This window comes from Candidatus Zixiibacteriota bacterium (genome assembly GCA_040756055.1).
GTDB lineage: Bacteria > Zixibacteria > MSB-5A5 > GN15 > FEB-12.
Map to the genome: position 1 here is coordinate 593,523 of JBFLZR010000002.1, position 22,387 is coordinate 615,909.

Genomic DNA, 22,387 nt, shown 5'->3' on the forward strand with positions numbered 1-22,387 from the left:
CCGGTGTGCTCCCCCCACGAAGAAAAGCTATTCCGTGCGCTTGAGAACAATCATCGTGAAATCATCGAAGACATGTTTCGATGACGCGAAGCTGTTGACCGAGCGGTAAACGGCGTTCTCTATCTCGGCCGATGGTCTGTCTTTGTTCTCTTTGAGGATATCGATCAAGCGATCCAGTCCAAACTCCTGCCTGTCATCATCGAACACCTCAACCACACCATCGGTGTACAGCACGACGACATCTCCTTTGCCGATATAGATAGGGCGTTCCTCGTATTCGGCGCCCGGAGTGACCCCGAAGACCGGTCCGCCCTCCCTGAGGTATTCCACCTCGCCGGAACTGCGAAGCAACACCGGCAAATTGTGCCCGCAATTGGAGAAGGTCAGGATATGGTTCTTGGCGTCAAGCACACCATATACCGCCGTAACGAAATTGCCGGCCTTCATCGACTCATACATCAGGTCATTCACTTTGCGGCAGATAGTGCGAATAGAGTAGTTATTGCGAATTTCGGCAATCAGCGAAGCACGGAAGGCCGCCATGAGCAGCGAGGCGGGAATCCCTTTCCCCGATACATCACCAATGGCTATCCCCATCTGGTGTTCGACTATCTGAATAAAGTCATAGTAGTCGCCCCCGACCTGTCCGGAGGGGATATTGATGCCGGAGATGTCGTACCCTTTGATTTTTGGATCCTCTTTCGGCAGGAAACTCTGCTGTATCTCGCGGGCGATATTCAACTGCTCTTCGATTTTCCTGCCATTGAGCAGTTGCTCGTGAAGACGGGCGCGTTCGATGGACAGCGCAGCCTGCGACGCAAAGGTGGTAAGCAGCAAAAGGTCTTCCGGACCCCACGCGTTGAGCTTATCGGATTCAACATTGAGCACACCGATAACACGGCCATTCACTTTGATGGGTACATCCATCTCACACTTCGTCTTGGGATCAAAGGTGATATAGTGTTCGTCTTTGGATACATCCGGCACAAGTACCGGCTCACCGGTGGTGGCCACATGTCCCACCAGCCCCTTGCCATATTTGAGATGCAGATCGGCCATGCTCACCGAATCATAACCTTCGGTATAAATCGAATCGATTTCACCGGTTTCGGGGTTGGTCACGAACACGCCGCCATTGGTGTACTCGATGGCCTGCTTGAGCGAGCGCATGATTTCCTCGAGCACCTCGTCGAGACTTAGCGAACCCGACAATTTCTTGCCGATCTCATAAAGCAGGTTTTTCTCGAGGGCCTCTCTTTTGGCCTGACGATACAGGTTGGCGTTATCGATCGCGATGGCGATCTGGTTGGCCAGCCCCATGACAACATCGAGATCGGACTCATCGAACTCACCGTCGATCTTATTCATCGCCTCGATCACCCCGATCATCTGCCCGCGGCCGATGAGCGGAACTGACAGCAATGACCGGAGCTTAAGGCTCGTGCTTTCCCAGAATCTATCATCGACTCTCGGATCATTCACAACATCGTTGATAATAACCGGCTCTTTATATTGCGCCACCCACCCCACGACGCCCTGACCCAGCTCCCAGTGAAATATGTTCATCTGGCAGTCGGTCAGGCAGTTCATGAAGCGGATTTTCATGTCCGAGCGGTTATGATCCACCCTGAAAAGCAGGGCCGCTTCGGAATTGACCGCCGTCGAAACCAGTTTGAGCACCATTTGCACCAGTTCTTCATACTCCAGGGTGGAGTTGAACATCCGGGCCGCTTCCAAAAGCAGCTTTTCGATCTTGGTATGTTGATTCTTGGTCTTCATTCTGCCGGAAAGGTAAGGTTTTGTGCGCCTTTGTCAATCAGTTTAACTGCCGAGAAAAAAGTGGCATTTTCATAAATAATTTATTATACGGCTATTAGATGCGCGTTAGCAGCGAAGAAACCGAAACAGCCGGCCTCAAACAAAGGATTGGGCTGATTCTCGGTCCGGTCCTCGCTGTCATCCTCCTAATTTTCTTCGACCTGGACCCCGAGAATCCAGCTGTCACAAATGCGGCGGCCGTAGCCATTCTTATGGCCGCGTGGTGGATTACCGAGGCCATCCCGATCCCGGTCACCGCTCTGCTACCGGTCGCCTCGTTCCCACTGCTGGGAATCATGCCCGGCAAGGCTGTCGCTACCCCAACGCCATCATCTTCGGTACCGGCGAAGTTAACATGTCGGATATGATTAAGGTGGGCATCATTATGAACATCATAGGCGTTGTGCTTATCACGACTTTCATGTATGTGGTGGGCCTGGTTGTTTTCGGAATAGAACTCGGTGTCATGCCCCCCTGGGTGACGGGATAAAAAAAGCCGTCGCAAATATTCGCGACGGCTACGGCGCACTGAAGTACCTTTCTTCTACTTGTAAGCCTCGTAAACAGCTTCAATAATCTCACCGGGAGATTTCGCGGGTATCTCGGCCGAGCGATCGACAGCCGCCTTGTAAGTAGGGCCTTCGTTCTCGAAGTAAACCACGGCATATGCGTAATAACTTATGCTGTAGAGCTTTCCGGTGGCGTAATCACCTTCCCAGTTACCCGTGTACGATTCCGGATCCGGCCCGGTTGTCGGAAGAGCATAGATGTGTACGCGATCGACCGGGTAACCCATCATCGTGTCTTGAACTATCATGGTGGTGTCATAGGTATAGGTATACACGTTGTACCACCTGAACTGCCCCGTACCGCTGGTATCGACGCGGTAATTTAGCTCGACACCGTACCATTCGGCGTTTTCGACCCGGCTCCAGGCAAATTCCATATCGTTGCCGTAGTACACGCTGGTGTCATAAAGGGACGGTACCATTATTACCGATGCATCAGCGTCATAATCCAGTATCACAACACTGGCTGTGCTCGACATGCCGTCATTACCCCAAATAGTGACCGCGGCAAGGTCGCCGCTTTCGTACATATACGGAGCAGTACCTCCTTCTTCCCACTCGATCCAGAAATAGGGCTCGGCTTCATGCCACCAGTAGCTGGCATCGATATAGCTAACTACTGTCTCGCCCACCGCGAATGAATCCGCCCACGGGTTGGCGCCGCCGTTGCCAAGAATGTCTGCGTTGAAATAGGCGTACGGGTCAAGTTGAAGGTAGGCGCTTACATAAGCCGGGAATTCCTGCGGTACCTCAACCGTATCTGTCACCGTCAGCGTGTCAACGTTGGTCGGACAACTCGGACAATCGTCGTCACCGCATCCGGCCGCAATAAACATGGCTAAAGCCACCAGACCGATGACTATACCTGATCTTAACATGCTACCTCTCCTCAAATCAAGGGTTTGAACACTCTGCTACAGGTAGTATGAATAATGACGCTCAAAACAGCATTCAAGTTTTTTTATGTTAAAATTGAAGAGTTGAGTAAAACCCGAATGTTCGCGAATCGAATTGAACGCTTAAGGAGAAGGAACCTTTAGTGGTCAATCACTGCCCCAATTGCTGCAGCCGCTTATTGATATTCTCCCAGACCTCCGGCCACGATTGATCAAACCCGGCCGCAAGGTAATTCTCCCGCGCCGTCTTGAGCAATTCGATTCCCTCGGATTCATTGCCAACCGCGATGGCGATCTCACCGAGATCCTCGCTGGTCTGACCGATAACCGAGGCGTTTTCCATTCGTTCTGCCCAGGCAAGAACGGGGCGAAGCCACTTGATGGCGTTCTGGATATCCCCAAGAGCCCGGTAAGTCATCCCCACGTGGTAATCAGCGAGCAGTTTGCCCGGTTCATCGGAGAACCGCCAGTGATATTCGCGCGCCTTGAGATAGCATTCCAACGCCGAGTCGAATCTCTTCTCATCATAATATGTGGCGGCGAGGTTGTTCCACAACGGACCAAGCCAACTTTCCTCACCGGCCGTCTGAGCGGCTTCTATTCCGCGTTTGCTCCACTCAATTTGCTCATCGACCGACGCCGACACGATCGCGAGCATATTGGCGGCGTCAATTGCCCGTCCCCACAGAGAATTGAGATGGCAGAAAGTATAAAGGTCATCGAAAGTCTTGCGGGCGGACTCGAGATCGTTGTCTTTCCATTGGAATCGTCCTTTTACTCCCAGGTATCGCGACCAACCCATGGGATCGGTGTCGATAGCCCTCGAAGCCGCCTCCTCGAGATAGTCCCGCCCCTCTTCTTTCATGCCCAGCAAAAGTTTCATGCGGGCCATTTGCGCCAGTGCCTCAACCTCTATCGAGCGGTTGAATTCATCTCTGGCCAGTTGGAGAGCTTCGGCGTAGCCATCAAGCGCCGCCTGATAGTCACGGGACTGGAATATCTTGTCTGCTTCGGTTAGAAGCGAATCGGCGGAACTATGTTCTGAAGACACTTCGACTCCTCTCTGATATGTATATGCCCGGCCGTGGAAACTCAAAAGCGAAATCACAATGGTCCAGCCGACAACTATCTTTTTCATAAACCCCTCTGGCAAGTACCTTACCGGCAGTATCTTATAAATCCCGCCCGAAATACGGCGCCAGGGGCTCAAAAATTAATACATTTGACCTGATTTACGGTAAAACTTATATTCAATCCTTCCGATTGACCTTGATAAATACTATGTTACAAAACAACATATGTGAAAATTTGTAGATTTTAAAGGATATTTTCGATGCGTGCTTTAATAACTGGAATCACCGGTCAGGATGGCTCCTATCTCGCCGAATTGTTGCTTGAAAAGGGCTATGAGGTCATCGGTATGGTCCGCCGTTCTTCGACAGAGTCGTTCGAGCGCATTAACCACGTCAAGGACCGCATAACGCTGGTGCAGGCGGATCTGCTCGACCAGCTCTCGATAGTGAACATAATCGAAGAACATCGTCCCGGCGAAGTGTACAATCTGGCGGCCCAGTCGTTCGTACCTACTTCGTGGAACCAACCCGTCGTCACCGGGCAATTCGATGCTATAGGCGTTACCCGGGTACTTGAGGCAATAAAGCTCGTGGATAAGAAAATCAGGTTCTACCAGGCATCGTCATCGGAAATGTTCGGCAAGGTCAAAGAAGTTCCGCAAAAAGAGACTACTCCTTTCCACCCGCGGTCGCCCTATGGTGTGGCCAAGGTCTACGGCCACTGGATTACTGTCAACTACCGTGAGAGTTATAATATCCATGCCAGTTCCGGGATTCTTTTCAACCACGAGTCCCCCCGTCGCGGGTTGGAATTCGTCACGCGCAAAATTACCGATGGTGTGGCGCGGATCAAGCTGGGCCTCGCCGATAAACTGGCTCTGGGTAATCTTGACGCAAAACGAGACTGGGGCTTCGCCGGAGACTATGTGAAGGCCATGTGGCTGATGCTTCAGCAGGACGAACCGGCCGACTACGTGGTCGCTACCGGCAAGACTCATTCGGTCGAGGACTTTGTCAGGCTCGCCTTCGCTCACGTCGACATAGACTACAAAAAGTACGTCGTCACCGACCCGAGATTTGTCAGGCCGGCCGAGGTGGATTTGCTGCTGGGTGATCCCTCGCTGGCAAAAAAGAAACTCGGATGGCAGCCTGAAGTGTCATTCGAACAACTGATAAAAATGATGGTCGACAGTGATATGAAGCGGCTGACCGAAGCGAAAAGATGAAACGACCTGTCGCCTTCATAACCGGCATCGCCGGATTCGCCGGTTCGCATCTTGCCGAAGAACTCCTCAGGTGCGGCTACATCGTATGCGGCACCCTCGCCCCGGGAGAATCAAGCAGCAATCTTGCCACTATCGAAAAGGACATCAAACTGGCCGAACTCGATATCCTTGACGCCGACCGGTGCCGGCAGGTCACCCTGCGCCTTAAGCCGGATTACCTGTTCCATCTGGCCGCTTTCGCCTCGGTGGGTAAATCGTTCGCCAACGAACGGCTGGTCTACCGGGTTAATTTCGACGGTACTTTGAATTTGCTCGCCGCGGCCTTGAGGCTCAAGCATCTCAAAAAGTTCATATTCGTAAGCTCATCCGATTGTTACGGCGTCCTTTCACCCAAAAACAAGACCCTGACCGAACAACAGCCCTTCAACCCCATCTCACCTTACGGAATATCCAAGGCGGCCGCTGAGTTCGCCTGCCTGTCTTATCTCAAAAGGTTTGAACTTCCGGTAACAGTCGCGCGTTCTTTCAATCACAGCGGGCCCAGGCAAAGTCAGGACTTCGTTATCCCGTCATTTGCCAGGCAGATTGCTTTGATCGAAAAGAAACGGTCCAAACCGGTCATCCGGGTGGGCGATTTATCGGTAAAAAGGGACCTGTCCGATGTTCGCGACATAGTTCGCGGTTACCGTTTGCTGGCCCAACGAGGCGCCGTGGGACAGGCGTACAATCTCTGTTCGGGAAAGGCGGTTTCCATCAAATCGGTACTTCAACGCTTGATAAAATTGTCGAAAATGAAGATAGATATAGTGGTGGATCCGGCTCTTTTGCGATCGAGCGATATCCCGGTAATCAGAGGCGATAACACTCTGGCCGCGAAAAAACTGGGCTACCGCAGCAACTATGATCTGAATGAAACGTTACAAGATACACTTGATTTCTTCAGACAGAAAACATAATTGTGGGTTGATAAAATCCCCTTCAGGAGAAAAAGATATGACAGAAAAGCAAGGGAAGCAAAATCAGTTGGCCGGCGACCTGCTGAAAAAGATAAAAGAAAGAAAAGCCATGGCCGGCGTGATCGGGCTCGGCTATGTGGGTCTGCCGCTCTCCATGGAGCTTGTCAATGCCGGATTTACCGTCACCGGTTTCGACATCGCCCCGCAGAAGGTGCAGTTGTTGAATTCCGGTAAATCGGATATCGATGATATACGCGACGAGGTGGTCAAAGAAGCCGTGGCATCGAAACGATTCAAGGCTACGTCCGACTTCAAACTGATCGGCCAGATGGATACGATCTCGATCTGTGTCCCTACCCCGCTGTCCAAAACCAAAGACCCCGATGTCAGCTACATTCTCAATGCCATAAACAGTATCAAGCCGCACATGCGCAAGGGCTCATTGGTGGTGCTCGAATCGACGACCTACCCGGGGACGACCGAGGACCTGATTCTTCCCCTGCTGTCCGAAACAGGCATGAAGGTCGGCGTCGATTTCTTTCTGGCTTTTTCTCCGGAACGAGTCGATCCGGGCAATGCCGTTTACACGACCAAGAACACTCCTCGAGTGGTGGGGGGCATAACCGCCACCTGCACCAGGGTCGCCAGGACATTTTACGAACAGACTATGCCGCACGTTCACGCGGTTTCGTCCACGCAGGCCGCCGAGATGGTTAAACTGCTCGAAAACACCTTCCGCTCGGTAAACATTGGGTTGGTTAACGAAGTAGCTCTGATGTGCGACCGCCTCAATCTGGATGTGTGGGAAATAATCGACGCCGCCGCGACCAAACCATTCGGCTTCATGCCCTTCTATCCCGGCCCGGGTCTGGGTGGGCACTGCATTCCCATTGACCCGCATTACCTTTCGTGGAAGCTGAAATCACTCAACTACTATGCCCGTTTCATCGAACTGGCGGGCGATATTAACAGTCACATGCCGGAATACGTGGTGGAACGGGTAACGGCCATGCTCAATCGCCGATTTGCCAGAGCTTTGAACAAATCAAGTATTCTCGTGCTTGGCGTAGCATACAAACGCGACATAAAAGACATGCGCGAGTCGCCCGCCCTCGACGTCATCAACCTTCTTGAGAAAAAAGGCGCCAGAGTGCTTTACAACGATCCCTTCGTGCCGAAGTTCAATTTCAACGGTCACACCCACCGTTCCAGCAAATTGACCAGGGACCTTCTGAGCAAAGTGGACCTGGTCGTCATCGCAACGGATCATACCCAGTATGATTATGAATGGATCGTGCAAAACTGCAAGGGAGTCTTTGACACCCGCAACGCCACAAAGAAGGTCAAAAAGGGACGGCAGAAAATTGAACGGCTCTGAGCCGTTGACCGATACTTGTGAAAGCCCGCTTTCTTGGCGGGCTTTTTTATTGCCGGATAAGTTCAAATGACAGACTAATTTGCCGATAAAATAAAGGTATAAATACATTTGCGCCCGAATACATATATGACAACCGGCAACCAGAAAATACAAGACATATCATTGATACTTAAGGATTTGCTCAAAGTCATCAAAGTCGTATCGATGTATCCGGAAAACAACCCCCTGCCTCAGAGCCTGAGAAGATCGTTTGCGGAGAAGCTTGAATCGGTTGTCGACGAGCACGGTGAGATCGCGGTTGACGTGCACAAGGATTTCATTACGTATCTCGGGGATACCGTTTTTCACAGCCCTTCCAGAGAAGAAAATCTCGCTTCGATATTCTATGAAGCCGGAATCACCCGGATTACCTTCAAGCCCGGTCTCGATGTTCTCGAGACATACAAGCTTCTCGACGTCATAAAGCGCTACGTCAACACACCCGATATCTCCCAGGACCTGGCCGCTCTCGTCTGGGAGGCCGGGATATCCGGCGTGCGGTTGAAGACACTTGAGGATGTATCCCTTTCTGAATACGACGACGCTTTTGACCTTCAGAAATATATTTCTTCGGGCGGCGCCGATGCCCAGCAGGAGTCGATATTCGGCGCCGACCGCTCCGAAGACTACTATCAGATTTTCAACCGTGACTCCGATTCCGGAAAATGGGAATCATCACAGTTGGAAGACTCCGACGTTTTCGAACCGAACGAAATTCGCGGCCGTGAGCAACCACTGGATGCATCACCGGTTGGCGGAATCAGGATCGGTGACTACGCTCCACACCGCGGTTCGTACGAGCAAAGCGATTCTTCGAGACTCCATGTATCTGAGCTTGAGGACTCCTCGCCCTCGGTGGCGATTGTAGATGCCTTCCGGGGCAGAGCCAAAAATTCGCCGGGCGAAGCCGGTAAATTCAAGGATGTGCCCAACACGGCCCTCATTCTCAACGATGAGTTCAAACTGTCGGAAGAAGAGGAAGAATTCATCCGGGATCTGATTGAAAGAGACGCCGCCTTTGAGCCTTACATCTCCACCGTCGAACTTCTCAAGGAGATGATGTTTCAGGAATCGGATTTGTCCGGATTCAGCGAAACCGTTATGATTTGCGAAAAGGTGATGGGGGAATTTATCCGCGAGGCGAAGCTCGTGGAGGCAGGTCAGCTTCTGAGCCACATGAAGTTGCTTGATGCGAGAATCCGCAGGGAAAAGCCAGCCTGGGCCGACCGGCTGAAAGAAGCTCACATTACCGCCGGAAGCCGAAGCCGCCTGGAAGCCCTGGGTGAATCACTCAACGCTCATCCGCAGATCAATGATGCCGAGTTGAAGAAGTACCTGAGTAATTTCGGCTGGGAGGCCATGAACAATATTACCTCCATCGTAGCCTACCTTCAGCACGCTCATCACAAAAACGCGGTGCTGCATTTCCTGGCCGATCGGGGAAAGGAAAACATTGACCTGGTGGCCAGAGGAATATTCGATAAGAGCGGCGATGTCGTGGTGAACGCCATGTCGATCCTTGCCCAGGTCGGCGACGATAAAGCGTTGAACTATCTCTCGAAAATAATTACGCACAAAGACGCGGAGATCAGGATGCAGCTGGTGCTGCTGTTGAAGGATTGCGCCAACGAGAAAGTCCTGCCGTTGCTTAGAGCGGCCATCAGCGATCCCAACCCGCAGGTGCGCAGAACGGCGGTCAATTCAATCGTCTCGCGTCGCGGTCCTGCGGCCTTTGACATCGTGACCGAGGTCATTAACGATGATAAATTCCCCGCGCTGGAAGAGGATGATCAGCAGTCGCTGCTCAACGCTTTCTCCGTACTCGGGGGTGAAGCGGCTGTGGGATATCTCACGGAACTCATCACGACGTATAATCCCTGGCGAAACCACACCCTGGCTTTTCTCCGAAGCGCCGCTTTCGAGGCCCTTATTATCAATCGCAGTGACAAAGCCGAGCAGATACTCCTCAGGCTCTCCCGGAACTGGCGACCGGACATAAAAGGACAGGCCGACGACGCCCTTCACAGACGTCGGGACCTGAAATACGGAGGCGACTGATGGAAGCTGTCAAGAATGAACCCGTCAACAGATCTCTCGCCGGGGAACAGGAGCAGCGGCTTCTGACCGCCTTCTTTGTACTGTACAAGACGGCGCGGATTATCGATGAAAGCAACGCCACCTTCAAAAGACAGGCCGCGGCCTTTCATGACCAACTTGTTAAAGTTGCCGAACAGTCCAACACCGTCTTCATCAAATCCATCGCCGGAAGATACTTCGTCAACGAAAAGATGGTTCGCTTCGACGACAAGGGCCCGTCGCAGGCCATAACCGTCGTCAACGAGTGGGAAACCCTGGGCGTGGGCGGCGTTCGCTTCTCTCCCGGCATCACCCTGGAAGAAATCGAGCAGTTTTTCACCTTCATCTCGAAGATAAAACCGAGTTGCGAGAATCTTGAATCACTGTCGGAGCAGTTGAAAGCCCAGAGGATGTCCAGCGTGCAGCTTCTATCGCGGATGTCCGCCAACTGCGGTGAGGCCGTTTCCGAGGAGTTGCGTCGTGAATTCCGAAAAGACGCCCGAACATCGTTTTTCAAAGCCATGAATGTCGTTCAGGAGGTCATGGTCAACACCCAGAATGACCGGGATATCAACATCTCCAAAACCAAGCGCGTGGTGCACTCCCTGATCGATCATATCACCCGCGATGAATCCTCCCTGATCGAACTGACGGCTATCAAGGATTTTGACGATTACACCTACGCCCACTGCACCAACGTCTGCGTCTACTCCCTCACCCTCGGCGTGAGGCTGGGACTCGACCGGTCCCGCCTGTCGCAATTGGGCATGTCGGCGTTGTTTCACGATATCGGCAAAGTTAAACTCCCGGCTGACCTCATCCGCAAACCGGATGCTTACGATGAAGATGACTGGATTCAGATGCAAACTCACCCGCAACTGGGCGCCAAGACCATTCTTCGAAACCTCAAATTCGATGTCCACACGGCCCGGGCGGCTCGCGCCGCTCTCGAGCACCACATCAATAACGACTACACCGGTTATCCTATGCTGCGCTATCAAAAAGTACCGATAAACCTCTTCTCGAGAGTCATATCGATCGTCGATACGTTCGATGCCCTTACGTCCGGAAGAATCTACCTCCGCAAACCGATTCCACCGGAGGATGTCCTCAAGAAGATGCATTACCAGATGAACGTGAAATTCGATGCTTTCCTTCTTAAAATCTTCAACGACATTATAGGAATCTACCCGGCTGGCACGGTCGTGCTGCTCAACACCGATGAGATCGCCCTGGTACTCACCAACCACGAGACTGAAAAGGCGCGTCCCTATGTCAAGATAGTTGGCAACAAGGACGGTTTGCTCCAAGAGCCGCAGTGGGTCGATCTATCTCTCGAAGAAAACGCCGGTCGAAGTATTGTCCGCAAAATAGACCCGCAACGTTACGGTCTGGACGTAAAGAATTTCATTCTCCAAGATTAAAACCGGTAGGACAGACAGGCGACGAAGTTCTCTCTCTCGAGCGGCTTCAAATCAAGTGACAACTCACCATCACCCAGCTTCGTCGGATAGCCCGACAGGTGGGCGTCGGCGTAAGCGTCAAACATAGAGATAAACGTCACGATAACCGCAAACCAGGTGAATTTGTTGCGTTCATCTTTGCGATCGCTGTATAGATCGTAGTAATCGTTGCGAAGATCGCGGTCCTCGGCGGCTTCATACTTGTCTCTGAAATCGGAAGCCTGCTGACCGTAGTGAATGGCCGACCCGATAAACCAGCCGTCGAGCCCCGCAAACAGGATTGCCTTGAAATACCTGCGGTTGCCCAGTTGCCCCCAGCCCGGAACAACCATCGACTTAAACAGACCCACAGTCGGGTTCTGAGTCAGTTTCTTCTCGAAATTCACCGGACTGGTCACCGGATTGGCGTGCCCCAGTTGCCCCAGATCGTTGAATATGAGAGTGTCGGCGACCACGGTCGAATCAGTGCCGGTGCTGTCAATTTGGGAAACGGCGTCGCCGGCGAGCGCAAATGTCAACAATATGACGATATATTTGAGCATCAATCAGAAAAACACTTTCAACTGTTTATCGCTTATCTTCACATCGGCCTGATCACCGCTCAATTCCATGATCTCACCGTCGATGTACACCTGCAAGCCCTTGACCGGCTCGATGCGGATTTCCTTTCCCCTGAAGAGCTTAATCTTGTCGCCATACACGTACTTGTTTTTACAGAGTAAGCGGATAAAAGTCGAGAACGGCTGCGAATCCTGAGCGTAATTGAAAATAATCTCGGCTGTCTGGTCATCGACAATCGACGCCGGGCTGAGGGGCAAACCGAAACTGTAGGGCAGCAGATTTATATTTACGATAATCGGGCTGAACTCGAAACGGAAAGCGTCGATTCGGACCGCCGTCTTCTTGAGTGTCACTTGCGAGGCCGCTTTGGCAGCCAGTTGTGACCATCCCAGACAAAAGCGCGGTCTTCTTCGGCCCAAAAGCATCTCGGCCATCTGAGGCGCGAACCCAAGGCCCGCTGACCCGACAAAGAACTTACCGTCAATAGTAGCTGTATCGATTTTGCGGTATTTGCGCTCGACAATTCTCTTGATAGCGTCATCGGCGTCATCAGTGCCATACAGCGAACGGGCGATATTGTTGAGGCTGCCCATCGGAAGGATTCCAATCGGAAGATTGGCCCTGACAGCGTTCTGCGCCGCCAGATTGACAGTACCATCTCCCCCGCAGGCGACAATCGCGGTAACCTTGCCGCGCCGGGTCAACTGCTGCGGCGCCGAATGGTGCCATTGTCTTAACCCGCACACCTTCTGGGCCGTCTGGTGCAGCCTGACGGCGGAATCAGGCTCAAAAATCGTGTAATAGCCGTTGTTGGACCGAATCTGCTCGGTCAGCCGCTTAACTGTCCGCTGGTTGTAACCCGATGCTGACTTGTTCACCAGCAGGCAATAGTGGCTGTGTTCTGCTTTTTCACGTCTTCGACGTATCACCTGACAATTATACTCAATTCTAAAGCACAAAAACAAGCCCTATATCAGCTTATCCCCCAGCCTTGCAGGCGACAGATTTAACTTGAACCGAAATTGCGGATTTTTTATCGTAGCCTATGTTCTCCTCCATTCTCAAGTTGATAAGACCGACCCAGTGGCTGAAAAACGGCATTGTACTGGCGCCGCTGATTTTCGCCGGTGAATTGACACACACCGGTAAACTGCTCGTCGCGCTTGGCGCCACGGTCCTGTTTTGTCTCTTTTCATCTTCGGTCTATATTTTCAACGACATAATCGATTACGAAAAAGACCGACTGCACCCGCTGAAAAAAGACCGTCCCCTCGCGGCAGGCAAAATCTCAAGAGGTACGGCGGCGACTCTCATGGCCATGCTGCTGGCGGCCGGCCTGATTCTGGCATGGTTTATAAACCCAACTTTCTTCATCATCTCGGCAGCCTTCATCGTCCTGAATCTGCTTTACACGGTCTGGCTCAAGAATGTTGTCCTGGTCGATGTCATGGCTATCGCGGTCAGTTTCGTCCTGAGAGCCTATGCCGGAGCCTATGCGATTGATGTTCCCGCATCCAAGTGGCTCCTGATTAACACTCTCCTTCTGGCGCTCTTCCTCGGGTTCGGCAAGAGACGGCATGAACTCGTGTTTCTCGAGGACAACGCCGCCGCCCATCGGAAGATTCTAAGCCGCTACTCACCGTACCTGCTCGACCAGCTAATCGGCGTGGTTACGCCGGCGGTGGTGGTGATGTACATGCTTTACTCGTTCTCGACCGAAGTATCGGCCAAGCTGGGCACGGAAAACCTGTTTTTGACAACGCCGTTCGTTGTCTATGGAATCTTCAGATATCTCTACCTCATCCACAAAGAGGAAAAAGGCGGCTCGCCGACAAAAGTGCTTATCACCGATGTCCCCATTCTGCTGACAGTTGTCCTTTGGCTGATCACAGTGTCGATCGTGTTGTATCTGGTATAAAGCACAAAGAGCCCCAGCTCAGGGGCTCTCTATAGGGGAGGTAATACGTAAGGTACTAACTAACTTCCACAACTTTTCAACCTTATGTCCGGTAACAACCTATCTCTGCTGTCCCACAGACATTAATTTAAACAGTTCTAGTGAACAAAAGTTCCATCCGCCGTTGGCCGGAGCCGATTTTTAGTCCTCAAACAGGTCGTCGAACCGCTTTTTACGCTCCTCTTTGGAGTCGGTGATCCGGGTGATCCCGCCCGCAGTCTTCATGGCGTCACGGGCCTGGTAAAAGTCACAGAAGTTGTTTTTCTCTTTGTTGACGACATTCGATTCGATAGGCTCGCGGCACTGGAAGCGCCGAGTGGGGTCGAAATGGCGACAGCCCCGGCAACACCGCAAATCGGCCAGACAATTCGTGCAGCTATCGGAGCGCAAGACCCTCCCCATAATTCCGGTCGGTTTTCCGCAACTCCAGCACAACAATCCTTCAGTAGCCATCTTGTATCTCCATTACACTTCCTTATTATCCAATTTAAGGCGGTCTATTTTGCGCGGGCCGAAACCTCCTTGATCAGTTCATCGGTGAACTCGGTGGTCGAGCAGTTGCCGCCCAGATCGCGAGTCAGGCACTTTCCTTCGGCCAGTGTCACCAGAACCGATTTCCAGATTCGATCCGCCGCCGCGTTTTCGCCCAGATGCCGGAGCATCAGAAGAGCCGAAAACAGTAGCGCGGTCGGATTGGCCAGATTTTTCCCGGCGATATCCGGCGCGGAACCGTGGACCGCTTCAAAAACCGCGTACTCATCGCCAAGGTTCGCTCCCGGCACCACCCCCAGGCCGCCCACCAGTCCGGCCGCCAGGTCGCTGACAATATCGCCGAACATATTACCCAACAGCAGGACATCGAACTTGGTGGGATCCATCACGAGATTCATCGAGAGCGCATCGACAATCTTGTCCTCGGCGATGATATCGGGATATTCTTTGGCGATTTCTTCGAACGAATTGAGAAACAGCCCATCGGATATCTTCATGATATTCGCCTTGTGCACCAGCGTGATTTTCCTGCGGCCGTTCTTGCGGGCGTACTCGAAGGCGAAGCGGGCGATGCGCTGTGAGGCTCGTTCGGTCACGACTTTAATCGCCTGTGTCACTCCTGGCGATATCAGATTCTCGATTCCGGAATAGAGGTCTTCGGTATTTTCGCGCACGATAACCAGATCGACTTTTTCGAACCGGCTGTGTATTCCGCCAATGGACCTCACCGGCCTGAGATTGGCGTACAGGTCGAGCTGTTTGCGAAGAGTGACATTGGCGGATCGGAAGCCTTTGCCCACGAGCGTGGTCAGCGGGCCTTTGAGCGCGACTTTATTGCGCCGGACCGAATCCATCAACTGATCCGGCACAGACACGCCGAATTCCTGCACCGCGGGGATACCCGCCAGTTGGCGGTCCCACTCTATGCCGGCCCCCGATGCTTCGATCACCCGCACAACCGCATCGGTTATTTCCGGCCCGATGCCATCGCCCGGTATCAATGTTACTGTTTTGGCCATTCGATTCTTTCTTCTCGGCTCCGTATTTCTTTGTCAGTCAAAAGTATATCGGTCATGTCCGCGTTTGTCAACGGTGTTGATGAGACTTGAGGGCAAACGTGGACCGCGTCTTCGAAAATCCTCTCTAATTACTTCTACGTATGTCGGTTACAGCGATTTGGCTTCGTTTCGATATTTGTGCCCGGTGAATCTTCTCGAAACTGTGCCCGGTGAATCTTCAGATTCACCGGGTATCCAGATTTGGCTTCGTTTCGTTATTTTTTGCTCTGAACACCTCAATCGAGTCACCCCTGCGAAAGCAGAAGTCCAGTCACACGCGACAGCTTGGGTCGCGTGATTCCGACCAAAAGGCGTGTTCCAGTCTTTGATTGTCCCTTGTATTTTCTTATCAGCCATATCGTTTCGCTCATTTGGCTTCGTTTCATTATTTTTCAATGTTGCGTTGGGTCCTGGACCCCGTTAGGGGGTGGTGACCCGACGCATTCGATTAGATCGCCGTCAGGTGACATCCCCGAAACTTTCGGGGACAGCACCTGACGGAACTCGTTAGATGCGATCGACAAGACCGCGTCATTCCGTTGAAAAACGGAATCCAGTAAACAGGAACCGTCAAGGATTCTGCCGTGATGGTGTATCCGTATTTTTCTGCGCAGTCCTCTATAATCCATTGTGCCCGGTGAATCTTCAGATTCACCGGATGTCCAAATTTGGCTTCGTTTTGTTGTTTTTCGATCGTCAATTGTTAATTATCCCGTAGGGGTTCAAAATTTTGAACCCCTACGAAGCGTGTGTCAGGGCCAAAGCAAATTTGACCCTGCCACCCCGTTTGCTTTTAGAAAGTTCTGGGCGGATGATTTGCCGCGGTTTTGTGGTGAAAATGTCGGAAAGTTTAAATCGAAGCCTTTCCACCGAACGCGGATTAAGAGACAAGGTCTTCAGTCTATGGGGAACTATTGGATCAAGAAAATCAGGCTGTCGATGTCCTGCGCTTTTCCATCTGATGTCTCCCCTTCGACACTCAGCACCAATGTATTTTCGGAGGCTGACAGTGGTATTGTCACGACCCCCAGCCCGCTTGGCGAGGCAGAAAACAGATCAGTAATATCATAGCCATTTACAGCAGCCCTAAAGGAAGTGGGGTCAATAGCCTGCCCGTAGGAGATAATGAGTCTGAATTCGGTTGTTGACGACCGCAAGGGAACGGTGGTTTGGGAGATGTTTACATAGGAGAGAAACCGGTCAATTTCAGGTGCTTCATTACTCTCGCCATCGAAGCCGCCCCACGCAAGACAATTTGCGGCATCTATTCTATCAAACCTCAGACAGTAACTGTGGGTCTCGCCTATGCCGGGGGCAATCCTTCCAAGGTCTCTATCCCAACGCCCATTGCTTAGATCGTAACAGAGAATCGACACGTAATGTCGGCGCTCATCCCCATTGACGCCGACCACTGTCAACCGATACTCACCGTCGAAAGGCTTGCTTGCCGTGAAACGCCTGCTCTCGAGCCTGCCCGGACCCATCCTGCTGCCAATAGCTTCATAGTCGTAGTCTGCTCTGGGTATCTCTTCGTAGGACTCTCCGCTAACCGGATCCGTTCCCGTGCGCCGACCGAGCGGATCGGTCACAAGCAACTTGACATTGACATCGGTCTGGACCGACAACTGTGATCGGTCTTCCACGTAGAAGGCATCCATCGATTTGGTCTCTCCCGCAAGATGAGTGAATCTGTAGCCGAAATCCGTCAATTTTCCAGTACCGGTAGCCCACCCCGACTCCTGCACTTTCAGACACTCGCCCGTGAGACCGTCGGATGTAATCGCCTTATTGAAAAGCCACCTGCGTGTCTTTCTTGGCACGGTGGTGTCCTCCGGCAGTAATCCACGAGTATCATCGAGAATGTTACACGGATAGCCGTGCAGCCACGTTATCCAGACCGGTGCAGCTTTTCCGGAGTCATCCTGACGCTGGTTAATATAAACGGCCTCAAGGCTGATGGCTCTGGCCATGTTGGGGCCACTGTGACGCATGACGTCAAGGAACTTCGCCGGCATGGTGTCCGGCAGACCTTCAAAGCCGAATTCTCCGAAAAGGGATTCCCGCTCGCCGTATTCTGGACTACCGCTGGAGGTTAACACAGTCGCGGTATCTCCTGTAATCAGAGGGACTTTTATCGGTATTACCGGCTCGATCGGTTGCGTTCCTGGGTCAGAATAGGCAGTATCAACGAACATGGAATAAACCTTCAGCAACGCACCATCTTCGGGGTCAATAAAGATATAGAACGTCGCCTCGGAATCGCGGTCGACCGGGCGAATGGCCGAAAGGTGAACACCGGGCAATTTCACGCGCCATATCTCACGGGAGTTTATGATGTTTCCAACATGGGGCGTGCTGTCGTCCGTAACCGAGGTTCGCATTGCCTCGGGCAGGGCATCGCCCGGATAGCCTTTAAGCTTATCGAAGCCCGTGAATATCAAGGCCCTCGCGATAGCTTCGTCTTCGTTGGCAACAACCTCAGGTTTGTCGTCACCAAGAGTATATGTGAGGGTTGTCGCCACGAGCAACACTACCCACAAAGGCAGCGCGATTCGACGATGGCGGGGTCGTTGCCGGCGCTCTTCGTTTATCTGATTACTCACGATACCTCCCGCTCGTGTCCATATTAGAATGACGCGCATTCAGGCGCCTTTGTCAAACCGAGAAACCCTCCCAAAGGGCGGGCCACCCGGGCGGCAGAACCGCTTCGGGTTCTTCTCTACTGGCCCCCCGCGTTCGCGGGGGTGACTTAGAGGGCTGTGTCTTCAAATCGCGCTTTGGTTACCGAGAGAACGATATGCCGATACCCACCCGGGTGAGGGATTGCTTGTAGTCCACGAGGCTCTCGCCATAACCGTGTGATACCCGCACCATGAAATAACTCAAGGCCGCTTTGGGTATCGGAATACAATATGTCAGCACCATCCCCCCGTTGCCGGTGTTCAGATTCCCACGCACCATCAGATGCAACAGATGATTGCGATAAAAACGGTAGTACACGTTGATATCGCTGTGACCCAGATAATCAGTTATATCGGGGTTGTCATCACCCACCGCATCCTCGGGGTCTTCCTTTTCATCTTCCGGGATGCGGTACCGAAGTTTGAGATACAAAAGAACGTTATCGCGGAAATAGTAAGGAGAAAAATATAACAGGTTCCAGCTTCGTGAGATGGGCGGTCTCTGACCGTTGGATTCGTGCTCAAAGCCGACATCGGCGCCGAACTGTCCACCCCATCGCTCGAAACGCGCCGTCCGCCAGAACATCTCCGGGTTGTAATTCGTCTCCCGAAACGGCGCGGAGTTGTTGTGATCATAAGCCTGCCAGAACGAAATCTGGGTGTAGGCGAAATAGATCGGCAGACTGAAGATGCGGTGTTTGGCGCTAATTTGAAAGACAGCCTCGGTCTGCGCGCCATCGTATTCATCGGAGAAGGTCACCGGCAGCATGAACATTTCCTTGTGCAGCGACAGGCCGGGGCCGGTGCGAATCATTTGAAAGTCCCGTGATACTTCGTCGGCGCCGGATACCGACGCGGCCAGAATCATCACCAACACAACTGGGGACAGGATACATATTCGATTGAATGCTGACATAACGAATCTACCTCTCTTAAGACGGATATGCGCCGTGTTGTCATCCATCACCTTAGTAGGTCGAAATCCCCTGAGCATCGTTTCCGCCTGTGGCGGCGACGAGCGCGGTTTCGACATCTTTCTTGATTTTCGGCTTTGGCATTGGTTGTTTATTGTCTACCGCTTCATAATCTCCAGATAGTCGGTGAACTCGAACAACCGGTTACGCTTATAACCGGTTGTCTCCCTGAGAATCCCAAGAGAGACGAAATCACGCAGAAGATCATTACTTGCTTTCGACGACAGCTCGAGTTCTTTGCTCACCAGCCCGGCAGTAACCATCGGCCTTACAAAAAGCAGGTCCAGAAACCGCTGACCGTTTTTTGCCTTCCTGCCGAGTGTCGGCACCTTGCCTGATGTCAACTGCTCCTTGAGAGCCAGAATGTCCTTCAGGGCAACAGCGGCTTCGATAGAGGTTGCCTCGATTGCCTGTAGGAAGAAGTGTATCCATCCCAGCAGGTCGTGCTTATCCCGAACCAGAGTGAGTTTGTCATAATAAAGACCCTTGTTCTTCTCGAAATAGTCGGAAGCATATAAGAGCGGGCGGTCGAGCATCCCGACGCTGACTAGATACAACGTAATCAAGAGCCGTCCAATGCGTCCGTTGCCGTCGAGAAACGGGTGGATGGTTTCGAACTGGTAATGAGCGATTGCGACTTTGACGAGATGCGGAATGGCGACGTGCTCGTTCTGCAGAAATTTTTCGAGGTCCGACATCAGGTTTTCAATGTGTTCGGCGGACGGCGGTACGAATATGGCGTTGTCTATGGTTGCCCCGCCGATCCAGTTCTGACTTCTGCGGAATTCCCCCGGACTCTTGTTCTTTCCACGCACATGCGAGAGTAGAGTGGCGTGAGTGTCTCTGATCAACCGGTTGGACAGGGGAAGTTTATTTAGCTTTGTCAGTGCACCATTTGTCGCCTCGACATATTTTTTCGTTTCCTGCCAGTCGTCGCGGTGCTCCGGGTTAACGTCGAGTTCATCGGAAAAGGCCTGCTCCATATTCGTATTGGTACCCTCAATACGGCTGGAAGTAACCGCCTCCTTCATCACGTAGGACTGAATGAATAGATCGATATTGGGTACAAATTTTGCGAACGAGTTGAGCTCCCCAAGTCGTAGAGAGACGATCTCGATTTTTCGCTGGAGTATGGAATCCGAAATTTCCCAATCGTGGTTTATTTCGTTTGGCAGAAAATATTTGTATTTGTACCCCTTTAGCCATTTGCCGGAATTGAAATCTCTTATATCCATAAGCACCGAAAGTAAAATATAGAATTTCTTATTTTCCGTAAAGCTAAAAAAGTAAAATATAGCTTTTTATATTTCACCTTCCGCGAACATCCACCCACCGCAAAAATGACTGTAAACCATTATAGATTATAGCCTTATACATACAGACCACCATCTACAACTGTTTTAGCCTCTAATCAAAAATTCCAGACAAAGTCGATATAAGGCAGCCACCCCACTTCATCTTCCTCCGGATCTCCATAGTAGTCAACTTCATCGCTTTGATTCTCATAGGATAGGGCGAAGCCGAGGTCCACTGTCATCTGCTCACCCATCAGCCTCACAGCGCCGAATCCCAGCATTCCGTCATCATCGCCGGGGATAAACCAGCCTTCGCCGACCAGCGAAGCACGACGGGCGATGCGGTATTCACCGCCGAACATGGCGGCCGGAGCGTCGGCCATCTCATCATCTTTAAACGCTATCCCGAGACCGGCCGTTATGCTCTGGTCATCGGTGCCATAGGTCATACTGCCCATACCGAAATAGAAAGTCTCTTCCCAGAGACGGAAAATCATCAGACTCGCGGCTACATCGAGTTGTTCGGCGGCCGGAAAACCGAGCTTGGGCATGATATAAAACATCTGATCATCGGCATCGGGTATCAACGACACTCCGCCGGATATCATGAAATTGTCGGTGATGCCATACGCCACACCCGGGAAGAAGATCCACAGATCATAAAGGTAACCGTCTCGCGCCTTCAACGTCCGCGCGGTCGGCCCTATCAACAGACGGGTGCGATTGGGGTTGGGAAACCAATCTTTTTTTCTATCCACAGTCGCTACGGTCGATGGCGACACGGCCGGGGCTTCTTCTACCTCAACTGGCTCTTCAGCCGCGGGAGTCTCCTCGACAGCCGGGGTTTCCTCGACTTTCGCGGGCTCTTCTATTGTGGTAGGTTCTTCTACCTTCGGTTTTTCCTGAACTGTTTCTTTTATCGAATCGATCTTGGCCAGCAGGATAGGTATTTCCCCGAGTTCGGTTTGGAACTTGATCTGTTCGGCGCGGATTTCCGTTATTTTGCCGATCAGCGATGAACCATCTACCAGCGTTATCACCTGTGTGACGCCTTCGGGGGGAATTCGAAGGTCACCGGTGTAGGCGTGGGCATTATCGGGAGTGCTCAGAGTGACGCATATGAGAGCCACTAATCCCAGCGAAAGGGTAAGGACACAGCGCATTTCCAGACTCCTTTGAAAATGTGAGAGAATGGCAAGGCAATCGAATTTTCGGTGTGGAATGCGTACCGGCAGTTGCCGGAGGGGGATTCGCGGTCGCCGAAGTCCGATTTTGCCATAAACATAGATTGTTTGCCATTTATAGGTGGTGTTGATTTATATAAGTAACCGCTTGGGGAAAGTCAAGAATATGCCGGACAATGATTGGTTCATATACCCCTTTGGAAATTAACAGTAGGTCGGCGTTCCGACGGGTATGTCCTCGCAACGCGAGGGTCACACGCCAAGTAACCCGACATCTTCTCACTGGATTCCGTTTTTCAACGGAATGACAGAAAGAGGGACGGAATGACAGAAAGGGGGACGGAATGACGCGTCCGGGTGGCAGGCTCAAACTTGTTTGGGCCTGACAAAAGAAAACATCTCGACGGGTGGCAGGCTCAAACTTTGTTTGGGCCTGACAAAAGAAAACATCTCGAGCGCATCCGTAGGCGTTTGATTTATCAAACGCGACAGTGTACAAACGGATCCCGCGTTGGTAGGCTCACGCCGCGGCGTGAGCTTACCATGAGCGAGAGCACAAGACACACGAAAGCATAAAAACAACGAAGCAAACCCAAATCGTGGTAATGGAATGAAAGGTATGGGCATATGGCAATTTTGCTGGCGCTGACATTTCGAGGCTTCCGAGAAGTCCTATCGCCTGAAGATCAGA

At 52.0% G+C, this 22,387-nt stretch carries 19 protein-coding genes; 8 read left to right on the top strand and 11 right to left on the bottom strand.

Translation table 11 applies throughout. The features are described from left to right. Window positions 1-27 precede the first annotated feature (27 nt). The gene (locus tag AB1483_05845; GenBank protein MEW6411982.1) at window positions 28-1,779 is read right to left on the bottom strand and encodes a GAF domain-containing SpoIIE family protein phosphatase; all 1,752 of its coding nucleotides are present in this window, start codon (window positions 1,777-1,779) and stop codon (window positions 28-30) included. Between the two features lie 98 nt (window positions 1,780-1,877). Here AB1483_05845 and AB1483_05850 point away from each other — a divergent pair, with 98 nt between their 5' ends. Further along, complete coding sequence (locus AB1483_05850; protein ID MEW6411983.1) at window positions 1,878-2,186, top strand: hypothetical protein; 309 nt, start codon at window positions 1,878-1,880, stop codon at window positions 2,184-2,186. Then, complete coding sequence (locus tag AB1483_05855) at window positions 2,174-2,308, top strand: hypothetical protein (protein MEW6411984.1); 135 nt, start codon at window positions 2,174-2,176, stop codon at window positions 2,306-2,308. The genes AB1483_05850 and AB1483_05855 overlap by 13 nt, the downstream gene beginning before the upstream one ends. 54 nt (window positions 2,309-2,362) lie before the next feature. Here AB1483_05855 and AB1483_05860 read toward each other — a convergent pair whose 3' ends face one another. After that, the gene (locus tag AB1483_05860) at window positions 2,363-3,265 is read right to left on the bottom strand and encodes a hypothetical protein (protein ID MEW6411985.1); all 903 of its coding nucleotides are present in this window, start codon (window positions 3,263-3,265) and stop codon (window positions 2,363-2,365) included. Between the two features lie 169 nt (window positions 3,266-3,434). Then, window positions 3,435-4,421, bottom strand: a complete 987-nt coding sequence (locus AB1483_05865; protein ID MEW6411986.1) for a tetratricopeptide repeat protein — start codon at window positions 4,419-4,421, stop codon at window positions 3,435-3,437. A 186-nt stretch (window positions 4,422-4,607) separates the two neighbouring features. On the opposite strand from AB1483_05865, the gene gmd reads away from it, so the two are divergent. From gmd to AB1483_05890, 5 genes are all read left to right on the top strand, one after another. Then, window positions 4,608-5,582: a GDP-mannose 4,6-dehydratase gene (gene gmd, locus AB1483_05870; protein MEW6411987.1), complete on the top strand. Its 975-nt coding sequence runs from the start codon at window positions 4,608-4,610 to the stop codon at window positions 5,580-5,582. After that, a complete protein-coding gene (locus AB1483_05875; GenBank protein MEW6411988.1) occupies window positions 5,579-6,538 on the top strand; it encodes a GDP-mannose 4,6-dehydratase in 960 nt (319 codons plus the stop codon). Before gmd ends, AB1483_05875 begins: the two co-directional genes overlap by 4 nt. A 37-nt stretch (window positions 6,539-6,575) precedes the next feature. Continuing rightward, a complete protein-coding gene (locus AB1483_05880) occupies window positions 6,576-7,916 on the top strand; it encodes a nucleotide sugar dehydrogenase (protein MEW6411989.1) in 1,341 nt (446 codons plus the stop codon). Window positions 7,917-8,042: 126 nt separating this feature from the next. Next, window positions 8,043-10,013: a HEAT repeat domain-containing protein gene (locus AB1483_05885; protein ID MEW6411990.1), complete on the top strand. Its 1,971-nt coding sequence runs from the start codon at window positions 8,043-8,045 to the stop codon at window positions 10,011-10,013. Continuing rightward, on the top strand, window positions 10,013-11,455 hold the full coding sequence (locus tag AB1483_05890) for an HD domain-containing phosphohydrolase (protein MEW6411991.1): 1,443 nt from the start codon (window positions 10,013-10,015) through the stop codon (window positions 11,453-11,455). Before AB1483_05885 ends, AB1483_05890 begins: the two co-directional genes overlap by 1 nt. Here the strand turns inward: AB1483_05890 and AB1483_05895 are convergent. Further along, complete coding sequence (locus AB1483_05895; protein MEW6411992.1) at window positions 11,452-12,036, bottom strand: DUF5683 domain-containing protein; 585 nt, start codon at window positions 12,034-12,036, stop codon at window positions 11,452-11,454. The two genes, AB1483_05890 and AB1483_05895, sit on opposite strands and share 4 nt — an antisense overlap. 3 nt (window positions 12,037-12,039) lie before the next feature. Further along, entirely contained in the window at window positions 12,040-12,984 is a 945-nt protein-coding gene (locus AB1483_05900) for a diacylglycerol kinase family protein (GenBank protein MEW6411993.1), read from the bottom strand. Between the two features lie 116 nt (window positions 12,985-13,100). Here AB1483_05900 and AB1483_05905 point away from each other — a divergent pair, with 116 nt between their 5' ends. After that, window positions 13,101-13,973 (top strand): decaprenyl-phosphate phosphoribosyltransferase, encoded by an 873-nt coding sequence (locus AB1483_05905; GenBank protein MEW6411994.1) that lies wholly within the window; start codon window positions 13,101-13,103, stop codon window positions 13,971-13,973. Window positions 13,974-14,153: 180 nt separating this feature from the next. On the opposite strand, the gene AB1483_05910 is transcribed toward AB1483_05905, so the two are convergent. From AB1483_05910 to AB1483_05935, 6 genes are all read right to left on the bottom strand, one after another. Further along, on the bottom strand, window positions 14,154-14,465 hold the full coding sequence (locus AB1483_05910; GenBank protein MEW6411995.1) for a hypothetical protein: 312 nt from the start codon (window positions 14,463-14,465) through the stop codon (window positions 14,154-14,156). Between the two features lie 44 nt (window positions 14,466-14,509). Further along, window positions 14,510-15,523, bottom strand: a complete 1,014-nt coding sequence (locus tag AB1483_05915; protein MEW6411996.1) for an isocitrate/isopropylmalate dehydrogenase family protein — start codon at window positions 15,521-15,523, stop codon at window positions 14,510-14,512. A 950-nt stretch (window positions 15,524-16,473) separates the two neighbouring features. Beyond that, entirely contained in the window at window positions 16,474-18,165 is a 1,692-nt protein-coding gene (locus AB1483_05920) for a hypothetical protein (protein MEW6411997.1), read from the bottom strand. 178 nt (window positions 18,166-18,343) lie between these two features. Next, a complete protein-coding gene (locus tag AB1483_05925; GenBank protein ID MEW6411998.1) occupies window positions 18,344-19,159 on the bottom strand; it encodes a phospholipase A in 816 nt (271 codons plus the stop codon). Between the two features lie 156 nt (window positions 19,160-19,315). After that, a complete protein-coding gene (locus tag AB1483_05930) occupies window positions 19,316-20,452 on the bottom strand; it encodes a Fic family protein (protein MEW6411999.1) in 1,137 nt (378 codons plus the stop codon). Between the two features lie 176 nt (window positions 20,453-20,628). After that, window positions 20,629-21,675, bottom strand: coding sequence for a hypothetical protein (locus AB1483_05935; protein ID MEW6412000.1), 1,047 nt, complete (start codon window positions 21,673-21,675; stop codon window positions 20,629-20,631). Window positions 21,676-22,387: the final 712 nt, after the last annotated feature.

Coding starts and splice junctions, on each gene's coding strand:
- AB1483_05845 (MEW6411982.1), bottom strand. CDS start 1,779: ATGAAGACCAAGAATCAACATACCAAGATCGAAAAGCTGCTTTTGGAA.
- AB1483_05850 (MEW6411983.1), top strand. CDS start 1,878: ATGCGCGTTAGCAGCGAAGAAACCGAAACAGCCGGCCTCAAACAAAGG.
- AB1483_05855 (MEW6411984.1), top strand. CDS start 2,174: ATGTCGGATATGATTAAGGTGGGCATCATTATGAACATCATAGGCGTT.
- AB1483_05860 (MEW6411985.1), bottom strand. CDS start 3,265: ATGTTAAGATCAGGTATAGTCATCGGTCTGGTGGCTTTAGCCATGTTT.
- AB1483_05865 (MEW6411986.1), bottom strand. CDS start 4,421: ATGAAAAAGATAGTTGTCGGCTGGACCATTGTGATTTCGCTTTTGAGT.
- AB1483_05875 (MEW6411988.1), top strand. CDS start 5,579: ATGAAACGACCTGTCGCCTTCATAACCGGCATCGCCGGATTCGCCGGT.
- AB1483_05880 (MEW6411989.1), top strand. CDS start 6,576: ATGACAGAAAAGCAAGGGAAGCAAAATCAGTTGGCCGGCGACCTGCTG.
- AB1483_05885 (MEW6411990.1), top strand. CDS start 8,043: ATGACAACCGGCAACCAGAAAATACAAGACATATCATTGATACTTAAG.
- AB1483_05890 (MEW6411991.1), top strand. CDS start 10,013: ATGGAAGCTGTCAAGAATGAACCCGTCAACAGATCTCTCGCCGGGGAA.
- AB1483_05895 (MEW6411992.1), bottom strand. CDS start 12,036: ATGCTCAAATATATCGTCATATTGTTGACATTTGCGCTCGCCGGCGAC.
- AB1483_05905 (MEW6411994.1), top strand. CDS start 13,101: ATGTTCTCCTCCATTCTCAAGTTGATAAGACCGACCCAGTGGCTGAAA.
- AB1483_05910 (MEW6411995.1), bottom strand. CDS start 14,465: ATGGCTACTGAAGGATTGTTGTGCTGGAGTTGCGGAAAACCGACCGGA.
- AB1483_05915 (MEW6411996.1), bottom strand. CDS start 15,523: ATGGCCAAAACAGTAACATTGATACCGGGCGATGGCATCGGGCCGGAA.
- AB1483_05925 (MEW6411998.1), bottom strand. CDS start 19,159: ATGTCAGCATTCAATCGAATATGTATCCTGTCCCCAGTTGTGTTGGTG.
- AB1483_05930 (MEW6411999.1), bottom strand. CDS start 20,452: ATGGATATAAGAGATTTCAATTCCGGCAAATGGCTAAAGGGGTACAAA.
- AB1483_05935 (MEW6412000.1), bottom strand. CDS start 21,675: ATGCGCTGTGTCCTTACCCTTTCGCTGGGATTAGTGGCTCTCATATGC.